Origin of the sequence: Anaerostipes caccae L1-92, from assembly GCF_014467075.1 — a bacterium.
Taxonomy (GTDB): Bacteria; Bacillota; Clostridia; order Lachnospirales; family Lachnospiraceae; genus Anaerostipes; species Anaerostipes caccae.
The window spans coordinates 3,173,664-3,192,803 of record NZ_AP023027.1; the positions used below are offsets into that span (position 1 = coordinate 3,173,664).

The 19,140-nt window shown below is 45.1% G+C and carries 19 protein-coding genes; 2 read left to right on the forward strand and 17 right to left on the reverse strand.

Going from position 1 to position 19,140, the window contains the following annotated elements:
* Positions 1–70: 70 nt before the first annotated feature.
* The 12 genes from ANCC_RS15495 to ANCC_RS15550 all read right to left on the reverse strand — a co-directional run bounded on the left by ANCC_RS15495 (position 71) and on the right by ANCC_RS15550 (position 12,682).
* Positions 71–1,273 carry an aspartate kinase gene (locus tag ANCC_RS15495; protein WP_006568555.1) on the reverse strand — a complete coding sequence of 401 codons (1,203 nt, stop codon included), beginning with the start codon at positions 1,271–1,273 and terminating at the stop codon, positions 71–73.
* 22 nt (positions 1,274–1,295) lie between these two features.
* Positions 1,296–2,495 (reverse strand): cofactor-independent phosphoglycerate mutase, encoded by a 1,200-nt coding sequence (locus tag ANCC_RS15500; protein ID WP_006568554.1) that lies wholly within the window; start codon positions 2,493–2,495, stop codon positions 1,296–1,298.
* Between the two features lie 17 nt (positions 2,496–2,512).
* On the reverse strand, positions 2,513–3,727 hold the full coding sequence (locus tag ANCC_RS15505) for a homoserine dehydrogenase (protein ID WP_006568553.1): 1,215 nt from the start codon (positions 3,725–3,727) through the stop codon (positions 2,513–2,515).
* A gap of 5 nt (positions 3,728–3,732) precedes the next feature.
* A complete protein-coding gene (locus ANCC_RS15510) occupies positions 3,733–4,176 on the reverse strand; it encodes an ACT domain-containing protein (RefSeq protein ID WP_006568552.1) in 444 nt (147 codons plus the stop codon).
* A gap of 259 nt (positions 4,177–4,435) precedes the next feature.
* Positions 4,436–4,747, reverse strand: coding sequence for a hypothetical protein (locus ANCC_RS15515; protein ID WP_006568550.1), 312 nt, complete (start codon positions 4,745–4,747; stop codon positions 4,436–4,438).
* A 72-nt stretch (positions 4,748–4,819) separates the two neighbouring features.
* Positions 4,820–5,923, reverse strand: a complete 1,104-nt coding sequence (prfB, locus tag ANCC_RS15520; protein WP_006568549.1) for a peptide chain release factor 2 — start codon at positions 5,921–5,923, stop codon at positions 4,820–4,822.
* Positions 5,924–5,935: 12 nt separating this feature from the next.
* Positions 5,936–8,503, reverse strand: coding sequence for a preprotein translocase subunit SecA (gene secA / locus ANCC_RS15525; protein ID WP_006568548.1), 2,568 nt, complete (start codon positions 8,501–8,503; stop codon positions 5,936–5,938).
* Between the two features lie 196 nt (positions 8,504–8,699).
* On the reverse strand, positions 8,700–9,230 hold the full coding sequence (hpf, locus tag ANCC_RS15530) for a ribosome hibernation-promoting factor, HPF/YfiA family (RefSeq protein ID WP_006568547.1): 531 nt from the start codon (positions 9,228–9,230) through the stop codon (positions 8,700–8,702).
* Positions 9,231–9,555: 325 nt separating this feature from the next.
* On the reverse strand, positions 9,556–10,491 hold the full coding sequence (gene trxB, locus ANCC_RS15535) for a thioredoxin-disulfide reductase (RefSeq protein ID WP_006568546.1): 936 nt from the start codon (positions 10,489–10,491) through the stop codon (positions 9,556–9,558).
* 65 nt (positions 10,492–10,556) lie between these two features.
* Complete coding sequence (gene trxA / locus ANCC_RS15540) at positions 10,557–10,880, reverse strand: thioredoxin (protein ID WP_006568545.1); 324 nt, start codon at positions 10,878–10,880, stop codon at positions 10,557–10,559.
* 57 nt (positions 10,881–10,937) lie between these two features.
* Positions 10,938–11,855, reverse strand: coding sequence for a DMT family transporter (locus ANCC_RS15545; protein ID WP_006568544.1), 918 nt, complete (start codon positions 11,853–11,855; stop codon positions 10,938–10,940).
* Positions 11,856–11,857: 2 nt separating this feature from the next.
* Complete coding sequence (locus tag ANCC_RS15550; protein ID WP_006568543.1) at positions 11,858–12,682, reverse strand: helix-turn-helix domain-containing protein; 825 nt, start codon at positions 12,680–12,682, stop codon at positions 11,858–11,860.
* Between the two features lie 450 nt (positions 12,683–13,132).
* On the opposite strand from ANCC_RS15550, the gene ANCC_RS15555 reads away from it, so the two are divergent.
* Together ANCC_RS15555 and ANCC_RS15560 are read left to right on the forward strand one after the other, a co-directional pair.
* On the forward strand, positions 13,133–13,399 hold the full coding sequence (locus ANCC_RS15555) for an autorepressor SdpR family transcription factor (protein WP_009289920.1): 267 nt from the start codon (positions 13,133–13,135) through the stop codon (positions 13,397–13,399).
* Positions 13,400–14,029 (forward strand): SdpI family protein, encoded by a 630-nt coding sequence (locus ANCC_RS15560; protein WP_006568539.1) that lies wholly within the window; start codon positions 13,400–13,402, stop codon positions 14,027–14,029.
* Between the two features lie 12 nt (positions 14,030–14,041).
* Here ANCC_RS15560 and ANCC_RS15565 read toward each other — a convergent pair whose 3' ends face one another.
* From ANCC_RS15565 to ANCC_RS15585, 5 genes are all read right to left on the reverse strand, one after another.
* A complete protein-coding gene (locus tag ANCC_RS15565; RefSeq protein ID WP_006568538.1) occupies positions 14,042–15,346 on the reverse strand; it encodes an NCS2 family permease in 1,305 nt (434 codons plus the stop codon).
* A gap of 63 nt (positions 15,347–15,409) precedes the next feature.
* Positions 15,410–16,891, reverse strand: coding sequence for a ribosomal protection-like ABC-F family protein (gene abc-f, locus ANCC_RS15570; protein WP_006568537.1), 1,482 nt, complete (start codon positions 16,889–16,891; stop codon positions 15,410–15,412).
* 289 nt (positions 16,892–17,180) lie between these two features.
* Positions 17,181–17,714 carry a VanZ family protein gene (locus tag ANCC_RS15575; protein ID WP_009289927.1) on the reverse strand — a complete coding sequence of 178 codons (534 nt, stop codon included), beginning with the start codon at positions 17,712–17,714 and terminating at the stop codon, positions 17,181–17,183.
* Positions 17,715–17,797: 83 nt separating this feature from the next.
* Complete coding sequence (locus ANCC_RS15580; RefSeq protein ID WP_006568535.1) at positions 17,798–18,475, reverse strand: MgtC/SapB family protein; 678 nt, start codon at positions 18,473–18,475, stop codon at positions 17,798–17,800.
* 90 nt (positions 18,476–18,565) lie between these two features.
* Complete coding sequence (locus ANCC_RS15585) at positions 18,566–19,126, reverse strand: sugar O-acetyltransferase (protein WP_006568534.1); 561 nt, start codon at positions 19,124–19,126, stop codon at positions 18,566–18,568.
* Between the last annotated feature and the right edge of the window lie 14 nt (positions 19,127–19,140).

Genomic DNA, 19,140 nt, shown 5'->3' on the forward strand with positions numbered 1-19,140 from the left:
CCTGATCTCCTTTCCTTCCGGGTCAAAAAACACCGCCCGGACTGCAGGCGGTGTTCCCTTTCACCTTCTGTTATAATTCAAATGCTTCGTGTGCCGCATTCATAGCCTTCACCATATCAGCCCGGTCCACGATAACCGTCACACGGATCTCAGATGTTGAGATCATCCGGATATTGACTCCAACCTCATACAGTGCCTCAAACATGCGGGCAGCCATTCCAGAGTGTCCGATCAGTCCGCTTCCGATGATGGATACTTTGGCCACGTCGGTGGTAGCATCCACATCCGCATAGGACCCCAGCGGCAGATGCTCTTTGATCGTTTTGACTGCCAGATCCGCATCGTCTTCTTTCACCGTAAAAGAAATATCTTTCTTTGCGTTCTGTCCTACGGACTGGAGTATGATGTCGATATTGATATTCTTCTTTGCAAGGATATTGAACAGGCGGAATGCTACTCCCGGCTCATCCTCGAGTCCCGTCACAGAGATCCGTGCCGCATCATCGTCTCCGGCAACACCGCTGATCTCTGCCTGAGGCATCATGATCCTCTCTTTGACAACCGTTCCCTCTTCTTTCGTCAGGCTGGAACGGACAACCAGCTGTACTCCGTGCTTCTTGGCGAGTTCCACAGAACGGTTATGGAGAACTCCCGCACCGAGTGTGGCCATCTCCAGCATCTCATCGTAGGTGATCTCCTGGAGTTTCTTCGCCGTAGTGACTTTTCTTGGATCTGCGGTGTAAACACCGTCTACATCCGTATAGATCTCGCAGGCATCCGCATTCAGGGCCGCAGCCAGGGCAACGGCAGTAGTGTCTGAGCCGCCGCGGCCCAAAGTCGTATAGTTGTCGTAACGGTCCACACCCTGGAATCCTGTCACGATGACGATTTTTCTCTGTTCCAGCTCGTTAAGAATGCGGTCCGTATCGATTCTCTTGATCCTGGCGTTGCTGTAAGCGTGGGTCGTGTGCATGGCTACCTGGAATGCATTCAGGGAAACAGCCGGAATCCCCATGGAGTGCATCGCCATCGCCATCATGGCAACGGATGTCTGCTCTCCTGTAGTCAGAAGCATATCCATCTCCCGCTTCGGCGGATTCGGATTGATATCCTTCGCCATCGCGATCAGTTCATCTGTCATCTTGCCCATTGCAGACAAGACAACAACCACGTCATTTCCTTTCTGGTATTCTTCAATGCAGCGTTTTGCCACATTTAAAATCCTCTCTTTATTTCCTACGGATGTACCTCCGAATTTTTTAACAATTAACATTGCTGCCTCCTAAAATTTTCTCTTATTTTTGTAATAGCCGGCCCATCAGATCATGTCCGTGTTCCAGGACGAGTCCTGTACTTTTTGCTGCCTCTTCGCTGTATTCCTTCTGTCCCTTCATTTCCTTCGTGCTGTCATAGATCATAAACGGAATCGGGTCTTTGGAATGGGTCCGGATCGAAATGGGTGTCGGATGGTCCGGCCCAATGAGCATACGGAAATCTTCTCCGCGCTTCTTCAGCTCCTCTGCGACGACACGGATCACCTGGTCATCGAGAAATTCAATGGCCTTCACTTTATTTTCCACACTTCCCTGGTGCCCCATCTCGTCGGGAGCTTCCACATGAATATAAACCACATCCGCCCCGTCTTTCGTCAGAGAATCCACGGCTGCCATTGCTTTTCCTTTATAGTTGGTATCGAGTCCGCCTGTGGCTCCTTCCACATCTAAATTCAGCATGTGCGTACCGACCGCGATGCCTTTCAGCAGATCCACAGCGGATACCATAGCACCCTTCTTTCCTGTTTTTTCCTCAAAATCATCCAGCGCAGGACGGGTGCCCGCACCCCAGAACCAAATGCTGTTCGCCGGATTCAATCCCATCTCCCTGCGTTTTTCGTTGATTGGATGCCGGTCTAAAATATCAAAACTCTTCTCCATCATCTCCCGGAGCTTTGTCTCCTCAGGAAGATACTCCCCGATCCGCTTTCCTAATATATCATGGGGCGGCGTCAGTTCCACCGTCTCTCCGTGATCCCAGATCGTAAGATGGCGGTAGCTGACTCCCGGATAATACTGAAACTCATCTGTCTCTAATTCCTTTTTCACCGCATCGATCAGAACCCTTGCCTCTTCTGTTGTGATCTCCCCGGAGCTGTGATCGATGATAGTTTTTTCCTCATAGGTCTCATCTTCTGATAAGGTGACAATGTTGCAGCGCAGAGCAATGTCAGTATCCTTCATATCCACACCGATGGAAAGCGCCTCAAGAGGCGATCTCCCGGAATAATACTTCTGCGGGTCATAGCCGAGCATAGCAAGGTTTGCCACGTCACTTCCAGCCGGAAGGTTCTTTGGCACCGTGTAAGCAATTCCCTGTTCCGATACCTTTGCCATGGTATCCATGACCGGAGTCCTGGCCGCCTGAAGCGGTGTTCTGCCGCCCAGCTCACCGATCGGTTCATCGGCCATTCCGTCTCCCAACACAACAATATACTTCATAAACTAGTCCTCCAAATCTATTTAACATTCATACGAATCATGCCCAAAACGGAATTAAACGCTTTGATCTTATCCTGATAGTCTTTTTCTTTCATTGTCAGTGTAACAAATGCAAATTCATCTGTCACCCCTTCTGCTGAAACTTCTTCTACATCACCAAAAACTTCTTTTACTTTTTCTCTGTCGCAGTCTTTCGGAAGACGCACAAAGAATTTATGTTCAAAATCGCCGATATCTGCGAGATGAAGCTTCTTTTCACTCCAGATCTGCATGATATTTCTCTCTTTATGCTTTGCCGCATCGATCACGTCTGCCACAACCGCGCTGGCTGTCGGAAGCTTTCCTGCCCCCGCTCCGTAAAACATCACGTCGCCGATGACATTTCCGTTTACAAAAATGCCGTTGAACACATCGTTGACGCCGATCAGCGGATGGTCCCTGCCGATCATCATCGGGCATACCATGGCATATACATTGTCACCGATTTTTTTGCTGGTTCCCAAAAGCTTAATGCTCTTATTCAGGGCTTTTGCATATTTCATATCAGTTTCTGTGATCTTTGTGATACCCTCGGTATGTACATCCTCATAATCCACCTGCATGCCGAATGCCAGTGAAGTCAGGATTGCAATCTTTCTGCACGCATCATATCCCTCCACATCCGCCTCCGGATGAAGTTCCGCATATCCTTTCTCCTGAGCGTCCTTTAACACCTCATCGAAGTCAGCCCCTTCATCGGCCATCTTTGTTAAGATATAGTTTGTAGTCCCATTCAGTATACCTGTTATTTCATTGATCTCATCGGCTGTCAGAGACTGGTTTAAGGGACGGATGATCGGAATTCCGCCTCCAACACTGGCCTCAAACAGGAAATTCAAATTCTTGGACTTTGCCATGGCCAGAAGTTCTGCTCCCTTTTCAGCTACCAGTTCCTTGTTGGAAGTGGCAACGCTCTTTCCGTGCTCCAGCGCCTGCTTTGCAAACGTATATGCAGGCTCCACTCCGCCTAAGACTTCCACAACGATGCTCACATCGTCATCATTTAAAATGATATCATAGTCTGTGACTGCCTTTGACGCCACCGGCGTGCCGGATAAATCCCTCTTATCCAAAACATATTTTACCCGGATCGGCTCCCCGATCTTACGGTTGATGCTCTCGTGATTTGTCTCGATGACCTCCACAACTCCTGATCCAATGGTTCCGTATCCCAATACCGCAATATTTATCATCTGTTCTACTCCTTTGCAATTATTTTTACATATGTAATGTTGTCAAGCTTCTCCACACTCTCGATCATGGCAGACACATCAGTCTCCATGTCAACGATATCCACGCTGACTGTGAGCACTCCTTTTCCGTTGATCGGAATACTCTGATGGATCGTCAGGATATTGGCCTTGTAGTTTGCAAATACCTGAAGCACTGTGGCCATAACTCCCGGCTGGTCTTCCACCTCGATCACAAACGTGATATTTCGTCCCTTTTTGCTCGCATGAAAAGGAAAAATATCATCTTTGTACTTATAATAAGAACTCCGGCTGATCCCCACAGTCTCCGTGGCCTCCTGAATGGACTTAGCCTGTTCTGCATCCAAAAGCTTCTGCACTTCCAGTACTTTTAACAGAACCTCCGGAACCGCTTTCTTTTTAATGACATAATACTTTGAATCTTCTAACATAGTCCACCTCTGTGCGTGTGTTAAACACAATTGTTTTTCCACAAGATACTATCATATTTTTAAAAATTAAGCAACTGTTTCAAGAACAAAAGTGTGCTTCGCACACATCGCAAACCAATTTTTTCTAAACACAGCTTTTGTTCCGCGCGCGAAGCTGTGCATCCTGCCGCAGGGCTTTTTATTCCATAGGACGAACTTTCCTATGAATAAAAAACGGACATACAACCGTGCAGATTGTATGCCCTGCAAAAACTCTTCCCTATTTCTTCTTCAGGCATCTGACAATCAGCCAGATGATGCACAACAGTGCCGCAGCAGAAAGAGAAATATATTTTGCCAGTTCTGCAGAAGTGAAATCACCTGCTTTAGCAACACTATCAACTTTCTTTACTTTAATTTTCTTTTCAAAAATTATATTATTTTTCTTATCACTGGCATGAACTGAAGAACTACTGACCTGAGAAACTCCATAATTCTGTTCCCTATTACTTTGAGCAAAAACAGATACAGACAATGTCATAATCATCACTGCTGTCAGCAGAATCCCTGTGTATATTCTGATATTTTTCATATAAAACCATCCTTTGTGTTTTATTAATCTACATGCAAAAATCCATATGAGGAATTTTATACTAAATTTAAATCAATCATTGCTCCATGCCAGGTATGCGTTCATGAAACCGTCCAGATCTCCGTCCAGGACAGCGGATGGATTGCCGCTTTCTTTATTTGTCCTGTGATCCTTCACCATAGTGTATGGCTGCAGAACATAGGACCGGATCTGGCTTCCCCAGCCATTATCTCCCACATCTCCCCGGATATCCGAAAGTTTCTCCAGATGCTGCTGCTCTTTTAACAGATACAGCTTTGTCTTGAGCATCTTCATTGCCTGGTCTTTATTCTTATGCTGTGACCGTTCATTCTGACACTGGACAACGATCCCTGTCGGGATGTGCGTGATCCTTATGGCAGAATCCGTCTTATTGATATGCTGGCCTCCGGCGCCGCTTGCTCTGTAAGTATCAATCCTGATATCTTCATCGGCGATCTCCACGTTCAGGTCTTCGTCAATCTCCGGCATCACGTCACAGGATGCAAAAGAGGTCTGCCTCTTTCCCGCCGCGTTAAACGGAGAAATTCTCACCAGCCGGTGAACGCCTCTCTCGGACCTTAAATATCCATAGGCGTTTTCACCTTTGATCTCTACCGTCACTGATTTAATTCCTGCCTCATCCCCGTCCAAATAGTCAATAACTTTTGTCTCGAATCCTTTTTTCCCGGCCCATCGGGTATACATCCGGTACAGCATACCGGCCCAGTCACAGGACTCGGTTCCTCCGGCCCCCGCATGCAGGCTCAGGATCGCATTATTCTTGTCATATTCCCCACTCAGGAGAGTCGAAATCCGCAGATTCTCATAGGCTGTCTCAAACTCCGCAAATGCTTCCTGAGTTTCCGCAGCCAGTTCTTCGTCCTCTTCCTCCGACGCCATCTCGATCAGAGTTTCGATATCCTCAAACTGTCCTTTCAGCCCTTCATATCCTTCCACCTGATCCTTCAGCCCTTTGACTTCTCTTACTACCTTCTGGGACTCCTCCAGGTCCTCCCAGAATCCCGGAGCTTCCATATCAAGCTCCAGCTGCTCGATCCGCTCTTTCTTTTCTTCCAAACCAAGAGAACCGCTTAATTTCTCAAGCGGCTCCCGGTAGGAATTCAGGCTATATTTTAACTGATCTAATTCAATCACTCCTAAAACTCCTTAATTTCTTCCACAACAGTTTTTATATTTCTTTCCGCTTCCGCACGGGCACGGATCGTTTCTTCCGATCTTCTCCCCTTTTCTCTTATACGGCATCTTCACGCTGCTGTCATCTTTATTAGTACCTGTTACCTGGGCAACCTGCTCTTTCTCCACTTTCTGTTCAATCTCTACGTGGAACAGTGCTCCGGTGGTCTCTTCCTGGATTGCCTTCGTCATCACATTGAACATCTCAAAACCGGCCATGCGGTATTCCACTACCGGATCTCTCTGTCCGTATGCCTGCATGCCGATACCCTCCCGAAGCTGGTCCATATCGTCGATATGATCCATCCACTTGCGGTCAATGACCTTGAGGAGAATGATCCGTTCAATCTCACGGAGGTCATAGTCTTCAAATTCCGTTTCCTTATGAGCATACAATTCTACAGCCTCATCCTGCAGACGCTTTGTGAGCATCTCAGGTTTTCCTGCCTGAATCTCTTCCTGGGTCAGCTCGATCTTTCCAAACGGAATAATCGGGCGCAGCTCTGCATTCAGTGTATCCATATCCCATTCTTCCGGTGCCGCATCTTCACTGGCACACTGGTTTACATAATCTGCGATGGTTTCTTCCATCATATGAATCACAGAATCCTTCATGTTCTCCCCGTCCAGAACACGGCGGCGTTCTTTGTACATGATCTCTCTCTGTTCGTTATTTACACGGTCATAATCCAGCAGATTTTTACGGATACCAAAGTTATTATTCTCAATCTTCTTCTGAGCCTTTTCGATCGTCCTGCTGATGGATTTATGCTGGATTTCCTCCCCTTCCGGTATACCAAGGGCATTGTATACAGAAATCATCCTCTCAGATCCGAACAGCCTCATCAAATCGTCTTCCAGGGACAGATAAAACTTGGATTCACCGGGATCTCCCTGCCGTCCGGCACGTCCCCGCAGCTGATTGTCAATACGTCTGGATTCATGACGCTCTGTACCAATGATCTTTAAACCGCCCAGAGCGGCTACACCGTCTGCCAGGACAATATCGGTACCACGGCCCGCCATATTAGTAGCGATTGTGACAGCTCCGATCTCTCCTGCATGGGAGATGATCTCCGCCTCCTTTTCATGAAACTTGGCATTCAGCACATTATGCTTGATCCCCTGTTTTTTGAGCATGCGGCTCAGTTCTTCGGACATATCAATGGTGATTGTACCTACGAGCACTGGCTGTCCCTTGGCGTGGGATGCTGCGATGTCCTCAACAACCGCCCTCATTTTTTCCTGCTTCGTCTTATAAATAGCATCTTCGTGGTCAACACGCACAACCGGTTTGTTGGTCGGTATAACGACGACATCCATGCCGTAGATCTCACGGAATTCCTGTTCCTCAGTCTCGGCTGTACCGGTCATACCGGATTTCTTATTATATTTATTGAAGAAGTTCTGGAATGTGATCGTAGCGAGGGTCTTGGACTCTCTCTTTACTTTCACGCCTTCTTTCGCCTCGATCGCCTGATGAAGTCCGTCTGAATACCGTCTGCCCGGCATGATACGTCCGGTGAACTCATCGACGATCAGCACTTCATCGTCCTTCACTACATAATCTTTGTCAATAAACATAAGATTATGGGCGCGAAGCGCCAGGATAATATTGTGCTGGATCGCGAGATTCTCCGGATCGGCCAGGTTGTCTATATGGAAGAACTCCTCCACCTTTTTCACGCCCTGGGCGGTCAAAAGTACGTGTTTATCCTTCTCATTGACCAAAAAGTCTCCGTCTTCTTCAATATCTTCGTTCATCAGGATATCCATCTTGGAAAGTTCCCCGTCAGAACTTCCCCTCTCCATCTGCCTTGCAAGAATATCGCAGGCACGGTAGAGCTCGGTAGACTTCCCGCTCTGGCCGGAAATGATCAATGGTGTTCTGGCCTCATCGATCAGGACAGAATCGACCTCATCGACAATGGCATAGTGCAGATCGCGCTGAACCAGATCTTCTTTTTCGATGACCATGTTGTCCCTCAGGTAATCAAATCCCAGTTCATTGTTGGTGATATATGTGATATCACAGTTATAGGCTACCCGCCGCTCGTCGTTTTCCATCTCGTTGGTAACGACACCGACCGTAACGCCTAAGAAGTTGTGCACTTTTCCCATCCACTCCGCATCACGGGTTGCCAGATAGTCATTGACCGTAACGATGTGCACGCCCTTTCCTTCCAGAGCATTCAAGTAAGCAGGGAGAGTGGAAACCAGGGTCTTTCCTTCACCGGTCCTCATCTCTGCGATCCTTCCCTGGTGAAGAATGATACCGCCGATCAGCTGGACCCGATAGTGTTTAAGCCCAATGGTTCTGGCACTCGCTTCCCGGACAACCGCATAAGCTTCCGGCAGAAGGTCGTCCAGTGTCTCTCCATTACTCAGACGTTCTTTAAACTCAGCAGTTTTATTTCTCAGTTCCTCATCAGATAATTTCTGCATCGGTTCGTCAAAAGATTCAATTTTATTCACAATCCCACTGATCCGCTTCAGCTCTTTATCACTGTGCGAACCAAAAATTTTTCCTATTAAACTCATAGTTTCACTCCCAAACAATCAAATTCACATGTAATCTATGATATTGTAACACTTCTATAAAATGTAGGCAAGAAAAAGGTACTTGCAGCAAATATCATACCTGTCCCCCTTTCCATCGCCCAAAATCCAACGCAAATAACACGTTTTTTACCGTAAACAAAAAGGAGGCCGAAGCCTCCTAAAAAAATCATTATTCCTAAAATTCCGGTTCAATCAGTCCGTATGTATTGCCCTTTCTTTTATATACTACGTTTACTTCAAAAGTATCGGCGTTACGGAATACGAAGAAATTGTGTCCCAGAAGATCCATCTGGATACAAGCCTCTTCCACATCCATCGGCTTGATCGCAAACTTCTTGCTTCTGATGATGCGGATCTCATCTTCATCCACATCCTCGTCCTTGTCGATGAATTCCTGTTTCAGTCCTGCACCTTCATATTTTTTACTCATCAAACGGGTTTTATATCTTCTGATCTGACGTTCGAGAATATCAATGACCAAATCAATGGATACATACATATCCGCACTGTCTTGTTCTGCACGTATAATGTGCCCCTTCATAGGAATTGTTACTTCAATCTTTTGTCTCTCTTTTTGAACGCTCAAAGTAACGATGATGTCAATGTCATCAGTCAGGTACTTGTCAAGCCTGCCTAATTTCTCTTCTATTGCTGCCCTGATTCCTTCTGTTACTTCGATGTTCTTACCGCTAATAATAAAATTCATGGCTTCCAACTCCTTTACTATTTGATACTAATTATTATATCATATAGCTTTTCCATTGAAAACAAATCTTTTTATAAAATCTACACAAAACAAGTGTTTCATTTTGTCGAATTTCATTTCCACAATTCGACCTTAATCGGCTGTGGATAATGTGGATAACTTTGTGTATAACTGTATTATCGCGGAGAACTGTGATTTTGCACTGTGGATAAAATGTGATGTTTTTTTTCTGTATTTTTCGATTTGATACTTGAAAATACGACTCTTATACAAATATGACAAAACAGACTTTTCCACTTGATTTTTAAGTTTTTTGCATGTTTCGTTAATTGTCTGGCAATTCTAACTTTTGAAGGTAACTCTCCACTGACACCACACAATTTGCCCCATCTGCGGCAGCAGTCACCACTTGGCGCAGATTTTTGGTCCTCTGGTCCCCACCTACAAAAATTCCTGGAATGTTTGTCACTCCGTCTTCACCGGCTGCAATATAGCCTCTTTCGTCCATTTCAAGCTCATCTTTTAACAGCGTACTCTGCGGAGCCGTGCCTACTGCGATGAATATTCCATCGACTTTCAGCGACTTATCCACATCGTTATGCACATCTTTGATGGAAATAGATTCAACCCTCTCATTCCCGTCAATTTTCGTCACTACCGTATTCCATATTACTTGTATTTTGTCGTTTTTCGTCACTTGATCCCGGAGAATCTTTGCCCCTCTGAATTCATCTCGCCTGTGAATCAGATATACTTTCTCACATATTCTGCTCAGGAACAGTGCATCTTCCAGAGCGACATCACCGCCCCCTACGACTGCCACAGTTTTGTTTCTGAAAAACGCTCCGTCACAGGTTGCACAGTAAGAAACTCCCAGACCTGTCAGTTCTTCCTCTCCAGGGACACCCAGCTTTCTGTGAGTAGCCCCTGTAGCAAGCATAACTGTTTTGGTCTTCAGCACCTCACCATTTTTTAAAACGATCTCTTTTATCGGCTGGTCATGCCTGATCTCTGAGACTTCTCCTGTCTTGACTTCTGCTCCCAGGTCAGAAGCATGGTTGAAGAACTGATCTCCCAGATCCATACCCGTCATCTTTGGAAGCCCCGGATAGTTATCGACTTCATAGGTCTGCACGATCTGGCCTCCTGACATTGCTTCTTTTTCTAAAACCAAGACTTCAAGCATAGCTCTCTTGGCGTAAATGGCTGCGGACATTCCTGCAGGTCCTGCGCCGATGATGATCAAATCATAAATTTTCATAAGGAAAACCCCTTTCTTTTACTTTACTGTCTTTCCTTCTTATTATAACACATTCCCTCGGCATCTTATTCTGTCACCTGTATTTTAAGGGCATCCACGATTTCTTTTTTATCCCTTGCTCCCACAAAACTCTTTTCAACTTTTCCATTCTTGAAGATCAATAGAGTTGGAATGGACATGACACGGAATTTTCCTGCTAATTCCTGTTCCTCATCCACATTGATCTTTCCGACCTTCACTCCGTGAAGTTCCTCCGCAATCTCATCCACAACCGACGACATCATCCTGCACGGCCCGCACCATGCTGCCCAAAAGTCGATCAGAACCGGCTCCTTTGCATTTAATACTTCCTCGACAAAATTTGCTTCTGTTATTTTTAAAACTGACATAATGGTCACTCCTTTTCTAAATCATCGTTTACTTTCTGAGTCCATTATACCGCTTTCCTATAATACTTCTGTGAGTAAGTCACACTTTTCACTCTTTTTCTTTTTTTCCACCGATAAAAACAGGCCCGCGATCGTCAAAAAAGCACCGCATGCTGCCCTGACAGTCAGTTTTTCACCAAGGATCAGGACCGACGTAATGATCGTCACCACCGGAACCATATAGATATAAACAGTAGTTTTTACCGCACCCAGCCTTTTCACTGCCGTATTCCAGGTAACGAAGCAGATGGCTGAGGCGCCTATCCCAAGGAACAGAAGATTCCCAAGATTTAAAGGATCAGCAAATCTCTGTCTCCCCAATGAAATATCCGTAAACAGCAGCACCGGAGCCATGAACAAAAGTCCCCATGCAAAACAGCGCCTTGTGGACTGTATGATATTGTGTCCGAAGCTTCCGATTTTTTTTGTCAGCATGGAATAGGCGGCCCATACGAAGGCAGCAAGCACTGCCAGAAAATCCCCTTTTGGGCTCAGATGCAGCGCAGTACCGCCGAAAGAAATCAGGCAGATACCGCACATGGCCAAAAGAAATCCAAGAAAAAACCGTCTTCCAAGAGACTTTTCTCCCGTCACCACCCTTGCCAGAAGTGCCGTAAAAAACGGCGATATAGAAATAATAACTCCCACATTAGAAGCCATCGTGTATGTGAGTGCAATATTTTCAAATAAATAGTACAGCGTGATCCCGCACAGACCGGCGGCCATAAAATATTTCTCTTCCCTCCAGCCTTCTGTCTTCAGCCTCTTTGGATAAATAAGAATCAGCACCAAGAAGCCCAGAAGGAACCGGAAAAATAAAATCTCAATCGGCTGAAACTGCCTGAGCAGAATCTTCGTGGAGATAAACGTTGTTCCCCATAAAAAAATAGTAGCCAGTGCAAACAAATGACCCTGTATGTATTTTTTGTCTTCCATAATTAATAACCTTTCTTGTCTGTAAAGATTCTCTGATACTGAGCCGGTGTCAGGCCAAACAGCCGCTTAAAAAAGTTTGTAAAATGGCTCTGATCTGAGAATCCGGTCATTGCCGCCGCCTCCGCCGGCTCGGTTCCCTGCTCCAAATATAATTTGGCCCGGTTTACCCTGATGGATTCCAGGTATTGGTACGGTGTAATCTTCTTGTACTTTGTAAAATACCGGATCAGGCTGTATCTGCTGACGCCTGCAATCTTACAGAGCTGTTCCAGTGAAACGTTCTCACTGTAATGCTCCTTCATATAACTGCATACAGCATTGAGCCGTTCTGTGTCAGGCACCTGTACTTTCTTCTGTTCAAATACCGCATACTCAGAGAGCAGCTGCTCCATGAGAAGATAAAATAACTCCTCCTTTTCAAATTCCTGGCTCCCCTCTGCCACCATTCGGTACACTTCCCTGAGAAGCTCAGCTTTTGAACACTTTCGAATCATCGGTTTTACAAACTCGGGATATTCATTCCTTCCCGTGATCTCTTCTGCGATTTCTTTCATCCTTTCTCTCTTGATATTAATAAATCTGCAGTTCAGAGGATAATCCCCCACCTGCTCGCATGCATGGTTCTCCCTGTAATTAAAAAACAGCAGGTCCCCTGGTTCAATAAGAAATTCCTCTCCCCGGCAGGTCACTTTCCGCATACCGCTCTCGATGCATCCGATCACGTAATGATCATGGAAATGGTTTGGAAATTTTTGTTTGAGTCCGTAAAAACCATAGGCTTCAATCTTTAATTGTTCGTCATAAAATATTTCTCTTATTTCTTTCATAATACTAAGTGTAACATAAATATGTTGAGAAAATCTTGGATGATATTGCATAAGTTATTTACCACTATTTCCGTCGCGCTTTTGAAATGCGCTCCTACAATAGCGGTAAATAACTTTCGAAAAGTGGCACCTTTTTTGACAGAGGCCCTTCTCCAACAGACATTAAGTCCATTTTCCACATGATTGGAGTGAGGCATTCTAAGAGCCGAACGGAAATCATGTGGAAAATGTCATGACATTTTCACCAGTTCTGCGGCTTGCATTCGAACTGGTGAAAATGGACGTAATGTCTGCTGGAGCAGGCTGCTTAGATACAAAAGTTTCCATCTTCGATAGTTTTTCTTCTTTCACACTTCATTTAGATATTCTTCTAAATGTTCTTGCTTTTGTATGAGCAGAATGGTACAATACATTTAGATAAACTTCTAAATGTATCAGAAAGGAGGAGCTGTGGGTTTTCAGGAAACATTCAAAGCATTATCAGATTCCACCAGACGTGAAATTTTAGACTTGCTGAAAGACGGTTCCATGCCGGCAGGAGAAATATGCAGTCATTTCGATATGACAGGCGCATCGATTTCCCACCACCTGAACATTTTAAAACAGGCAAATCTCATAACCGACAAGAAACAAGGAAAATATATTTATTATGAATTGAATCTCTCTGTATTTGAAGAAGTGATTCACTGGTTTCAAAGCTTTAAGGAGGACAAATAAATGAAACAATCTAAATCAAGCATTTTACTGACAGTTGTCTCCCTGCTGCTGTCTCTTACAGTTTTTTCTTCCCTTCCGGAACAGATCCCGGCCCATTGGAATGTTCACGGGACGGTTGACCGTTTTGCCCCGAAACTTACGGTGTTTATATTTCCTGGCATCATTTTTTTAATTACCATACTTTTTCAGTTTATGCGGCGCACAGATCCAAACTCTGATAATTATGATAAATTTCAGAGAGAATATCACCGCTACACCTTTGTCATCGGCCTGGTTTTCTTCGCTGTCCAGATCATGACCATTGCGGCCGCTTTCAGGATGGATTTTAATGTTAACCTGATCTTCTGCCTGGGAATAGGAAGTTTATTTATTTTTATCGGCAATCTGCTGCCTAAAACAAAACATAATTATTTTATCGGTATCCGAACTCCATGGACTCTGGCCGATGAACAAAACTGGTTTCGGACACACCGGATCGCCGGAAAAATATGGGTCCTGGGAGGCTTGATAGTCGCGCTTACCGCTCTTGCACCCGAATCGTTTCAGGTACCTGTCTTTCTGACAGTCCTTGCGGTCATGGTCGTCACACCGTTTGTATATTCTTATACAGAGTTCCGCAAAAAACGCTGAAAATATTCTTTGTCAAAACAGGGTATAAAAATAAAGCACACTGACCGCACCTAAGAGATACATGAACGGATGTATCTCTTTTGTTTTTCCTTCCGCCGTTTTCATAACCAGATACGTCAGAATGGCGGTGCAGATACCGTTTGCGATATTTCCTGCCAGTACAGTGAAAACTACACACATGAAGGCAGGCATACTCTCTGTTATGTCGTCATAATTGATATGGCGCATAGCCTCCAGCATGCTGATACCGATATAGACCAACACCGGAGCCGTAGCTGCGGAAGGTATGATAAGGGCCACAGGGGCAAAAAACAGGGCCAGAAGAAAGCATATACTCGTAAACACCACGGTCAGTCCCGTCTTTCCTCCGGCCTCTATACCCGCAGAGGATTCCAGATAAGTAGTCATGCCAGGCATTCCAAAAAGTGCTCCCAGACTCGTTGCAGCCGCATCTACCTGAAAACACTGATCAATGCCGTCAAAATTTCCGTTTTCATCCAAATATCCGGCACGGGCACCGACCCCAAGAATTGTCCCTACGGTAGCAAAGAAATCCGGAACAAACAGGGCCAAAAGGAACGGAAGATACAATACCTGAAGCGCTCCAAAGATATCAATCTGAAACAGCTGTTCCCCGACAGGAGCCGGCATGGAAATAATCTGTTCGGGCAGCTTCGTGACTCCCAGCGGTATTCCGGCTATGGTGGACGCCAGAATAGATAAAATCATATCTCCCGGCACACGCTTTGCCCTTAAGATTAAGAGAATGACAAATCCAAAGACTGCCGCGATCACCTCCGGCGATCCAAGGCTGCCGAATACAAGGCTGTTTTTTGCCTCATCTGCCGTAATGATACCCGCTCCTCTCGCTCCGATCAGAACAATAAAAATACCGATCCCAGCGCTGACTGCATATTTTAAGCTGGCGGGGATAGCTCTTACGATTGCCTCCCTGAGACCCAGAAATGTAATGGCGAGAAACAGCAGGCCGCTCCAGAAGACGATGCCGCCTGCAATCTTTACCGGTACATTGTCCGCGCTTATCATAGCGGCCACAATTCCCGCACTGCTGAGTCCCGGCGCCAGGGCAAAGGGACGGTTCGTGTAAAACGCCATAGCAAGTGTCGCAGCGGCGATGAGCAGCACCATAACCGTCATCAGCACATGCTTATCCACCCCTGTGGCTTCCAGCATGTTAGGCACCGTAGCCAGAGCATAGGCCATTGTAATGAACACAGTAATACCTGCCAGGAATTCTGTTTTGATATCTGTATGATGCTCTTTTAATTTAAATTTTTTGTCTATCCAATGAATCATAAAAGCCTCCTTATCTGGAAGTTATTATTTCCATTTGAAGGAGGCTTCATTCTGGGTACTGTTTTATTGCATTAAAATTTCTTTTGTCTTGATTTGATTGGAGAACGCCCGGTCATGCTCCACAAATAAAAGCGTTATCCGACTGTTTTTTAGTAAATCTTCGATCTGCATTCTTGAAAATACATCAATATAGTTCAAAGGTTCATCCCACAAATACAGATGGGCCTGTTCACAGAGGCTCCCTGCGATCAGCACCTTCTTTTTCTGGCCCTCGCTGAATTCTTCTATCTTTTTTTCAAATTGTAATCTGGAAAAATCCAGTTTCCTCAAAATTGCTTTAAACAGACTCTCATCAATACCGCAGTTGTATGCATACTCTCTGAGATCCCCTTTCAACCCATCTGTGTTCTGGGGTACATAAGAAATTTTCAAACCATTGGCTTTGTAGAGAGAACCTACGTGATCCACCGGCTTTCCAAGCAAAAGTTTCAGCACACTGGATTTTCCGCAGCCATTTTTCCCAACCAGGGCAATCCTGTCCCCCTTTTCAATATGAAAGGACAGATTTTCGGTTACAATTTTGCTTCCATAGGAAATTGATACATCCTCCAATACTGCCAGCCTCTTCGCATGGTGTTCCAGAGGAGAGATTTTTAAGGATTCCGCAGTCTCAATATTTTTTAACAGTTTTGATTTCTCTCTAACTGCCTCTTCCTTTCTTGTCTCTGCCGCCTTTGACCGCTTCATCATTTTTGCCGCCTTATGGCCGATGAATCCCCTGTCTGGGCGGAGCCCGGAGTCTCTGGTGCCCCTTTTTGTCTTTTCTACCTGATCTGACCATCTCTCAGATCTTCTCTGAGATTTTGAAAGCCGTCCAATTTCCTTTTTTAACTTCTCATTTTCTGAAAACTCATACTGATCTCTGAGGATCTTATTTTCATACCAGGAAGAAAAATTCCCCTTCTGGACCTCGATATCCGTTCTGTTCACCGATAAAATGTGATCCGTACACTCATCCAGAAATGCCCGGTCATGGGATACAAGAATAAATCCTTTCTTGGAATTTAAATACATTCCCACTTTTTTTCTGGCCTCGGCGTCAAGGTGATTGGTAGGCTCATCAATCAGAAGAAAATTATTTTCTTTTCCAAACAAAACAGCCAGCAGCACTTTCGTCTGCTCTCCGTTTGATAACGTTTGAAACGGGCGGTACAGGACTTCATCCGGCACGTCCAGCTGTGACAGTTCTTTCATAACCTTCCAAAGTTCATATTGCGGGTCTATAGACTCCAGAACGTCCGCCGTGAGCATCGCCGGGTCCTTTACCGGATACGGAAAATAATCAAATGATACACTCGCCGCAATAGAGCCCCTATACTCGTACTCCCCCATCAATAATTTTAAAAATGTAGTTTTGCCCCTTCCGTTTCTCCCCGTAAATCCAAGCTTCCAGTCTGTATCAATTTGAAATGAGACATGCTCAAAAATATAATCGAAACTGGTATCATAGGAAAACGTTAAATCTGAAATTTGAATCCTAGACATAAAGGTACCTCCTGACCGTGATAAGTTATTTAATAAAACAAAAAACCTGCAGGAAAGACTTTCCCCGCAGGTTCGCATACAAAAATATCACGCACGCCAAGCGTACACTAATATCAATCTATATAGAAGCAGTTCGGATGATCTTTCTTGCAGAGCGCATAAAACCAGAAGGAAACCTCCTTCTCCTCTTATGCCGATTAAATTTTAGCAAGAAATCATCATCATCCTTCCACACCTCATTTCTTTTTCTTAGTTAAAGTATAAAATACCTTTTATATCTTGTAAAGCCTTAATTAAAGGCAATGAGCAGGCCTATAAGAACTGCAGTGATCATTCCGACCACGGCTGCAGTTCCGGCAACAGCCGTCTTTGCCTTCTCTTCCTTTCCCATGCAGACAAACAGCAGAACTTTATAACACATAACTCCAAAAAGTCCTCCGGCACAGTTTAAAATAATATCGTCAATATCTGTGGCTCCAATGGCTGCTGCATATTGAAAGGCTTCAAAGAACAAGCTGATGCCAAAGACTGCCAGCAGGCTTTTAACCGCTTTTCTTCTTTTCATAAAGAACATCAGATAAATTCCCAGCGGGAGAAATAAAATGATATTCCCATAAATATTCAGGTCGCCGATTCCTGAAGAACTCATAATCTGCCGAAACGGAACTAAATTTAAAGATCTTGAAAAGTATCTTCCATGCTGAAACAGCTGCCATGGCTGTACATACTTAAACAGAATATTTTCCAGCAGAAATGCCAGATAAAAAATAAAGACTCCGTTAAATATTCCATCCCGAAGCTTTCTGTTCCTATGATTACCCATAAAACTACCCCCTTTTCTTTCTATCAGGGTATCATAAAGAACAGAAAAAAAAGCTTCAAGATTCTTATAATTTTCTTTCAATCTTAAATATCAATGGATTCAATATTCTCATTCTCAAGCAGCCGCTGAATCGCATCGTACATATCAAAGCTGTCCGGCAGCTTCACGTCCAGTCTGACCTTGATGCTCTCATTTCCTATCTTCTGGACTGAGATGTTTAAAATTTCTATGGACTCCTCCCTGATCGTTTCCTGAATCATCTTTACAGCGTCAGGGCCATTGGGCAGTTTCAGGGTAATCACTTCCACCGTGGGCGTTTTGATCCACTTAAAATCACGGTGCAGGACCCACTGCACAATGATCAGAAGAATCGTACTGAAAATCCCGATCAGATACTGCCCGCCGCCTACGGACATGCCGACTCCCACAGTGGCCCAGATGCCCGCCGCGGTCGTCAGTCCGCTGACACTCTGGTTATGTACAAAGATAATACCTGCACCCAGAAAACCGATGGCGGTTACGACACCTGCTGCAATCCTTGACGGGTCCAGTCCAACGTTGTGGACGGCGAGAATATCACTGAATCCATACTTGGAGATAATCATCATCAGCGCGGCGGCCAATGATACGATCACATGAGTCCTGATGCCCGCGGTTTTGAGTCTGTTCGTCCGCTCATAGCCAATACAGGCTCCGCAGACTGCTGCCAGAAGGATCCTTGCACTGTATTCAAGCTGTAATATAAGGCCTGTCATTTGCATCACACTTCTTTCCCTCGTTTTAATTAGAGTATAGCATTGTACTTAAAAATGTGCAATGCAGCCTTAATTTTCTGCCGCTTCTGCTTTCTGTTATTCAGACAGATTCCGAATGATTCTGCATGGATTTCCTGCCGCCAGCACCCCGGCGGGCAGGTCCTTCGTCACAACACTTCCGGCCGCAACAACTGTGCCGTCACCGATGGTCACGCCGGGAAGCACGGTCACATTACCTCCGATCCAGACATTATTTCCTATATGGATCGGATAGGCATATTCAAGCCCTTCGTTTCTCTGTTCTATATCAAACGGATGTCCCGCTGTATAAAAAGAACAATTAGGCGCAACGAAGACATCGTGTCCAAATGTAACTTTGGCTCCGTCCAAAATAGTACAGTGATAGTTCAGAAAACACCTCTCACCAACTTCAATGTTATAACCGTAGTCACAAAAAAACGGCTGCTCCACCATAAATTCTCCCTCTGTTTTTCCCAGAATCCTCTTCATGAGTTCTGTCCTTTTTTCCAATTCCTTCGGCATCAGCCGGTTATATTCTGCACACAGCTCCTGGCAGTCAAGCCGCTCTTCCTTTAAATCCGTATCATAATTCGCATTATAAAGCATTCCCAAAGCCGCTTTTTCCTTCTCTGTCATTCTCAATTCCTCCT

Bases quoted from the DNA above. Each gene is read 5' to 3' on its own strand.
- ANCC_RS15550 (WP_006568543.1), bottom strand. From the start codon at position 12,682: ATGAAAGAAATAAGAGAAATATTTTATGACGAACAATTAAAGATTGAA.
- ANCC_RS15515 (WP_006568550.1), bottom strand. From the start codon at position 4,747: ATGAAAAATATCAGAATATACACAGGGATTCTGCTGACAGCAGTGATG.
- ANCC_RS15545 (WP_006568544.1), bottom strand. From the start codon at position 11,855: ATGGAAGACAAAAAATACATACAGGGTCATTTGTTTGCACTGGCTACT.
- ANCC_RS15495 (WP_006568555.1), bottom strand. From the start codon at position 1,273: ATGTTAATTGTTAAAAAATTCGGAGGTACATCCGTAGGAAATAAAGAG.
- ANCC_RS15565 (WP_006568538.1), bottom strand. From the start codon at position 15,346: ATGATTCATTGGATAGACAAAAAATTTAAATTAAAAGAGCATCATACA.
- ANCC_RS15580 (WP_006568535.1), bottom strand. From the start codon at position 18,475: ATGCAAATGACAGGCCTTATATTACAGCTTGAATACAGTGCAAGGATC.
- ANCC_RS15575 (WP_009289927.1), bottom strand. From the start codon at position 17,714: ATGGGTAATCATAGGAACAGAAAGCTTCGGGATGGAATATTTAACGGA.
- secA (WP_006568548.1), bottom strand. From the start codon at position 8,503: ATGAGTTTAATAGGAAAAATTTTTGGTTCGCACAGTGATAAAGAGCTG.
- trxA (WP_006568545.1), bottom strand. From the start codon at position 10,880: ATGTCAGTTTTAAAAATAACAGAAGCAAATTTTGTCGAGGAAGTATTA.
- hpf (WP_006568547.1), bottom strand. From the start codon at position 9,230: ATGAATTTTATTATTAGCGGTAAGAACATCGAAGTAACAGAAGGAATC.
- ANCC_RS15510 (WP_006568552.1), bottom strand. From the start codon at position 4,176: ATGTTAGAAGATTCAAAGTATTATGTCATTAAAAAGAAAGCGGTTCCG.
- ANCC_RS15585 (WP_006568534.1), bottom strand. From the start codon at position 19,126: ATGACAGAGAAGGAAAAAGCGGCTTTGGGAATGCTTTATAATGCGAAT.
- ANCC_RS15500 (WP_006568554.1), bottom strand. From the start codon at position 2,495: ATGAAGTATATTGTTGTGTTGGGAGACGGAATGGCCGATGAACCGATC.
- ANCC_RS15560 (WP_006568539.1), top strand. From the start codon at position 13,400: ATGAAACAATCTAAATCAAGCATTTTACTGACAGTTGTCTCCCTGCTG.
- abc-f (WP_006568537.1), bottom strand. From the start codon at position 16,891: ATGTCTAGGATTCAAATTTCAGATTTAACGTTTTCCTATGATACCAGT.
- ANCC_RS15505 (WP_006568553.1), bottom strand. From the start codon at position 3,727: ATGATAAATATTGCGGTATTGGGATACGGAACCATTGGATCAGGAGTT.
- trxB (WP_006568546.1), bottom strand. From the start codon at position 10,491: ATGAAAATTTATGATTTGATCATCATCGGCGCAGGACCTGCAGGAATG.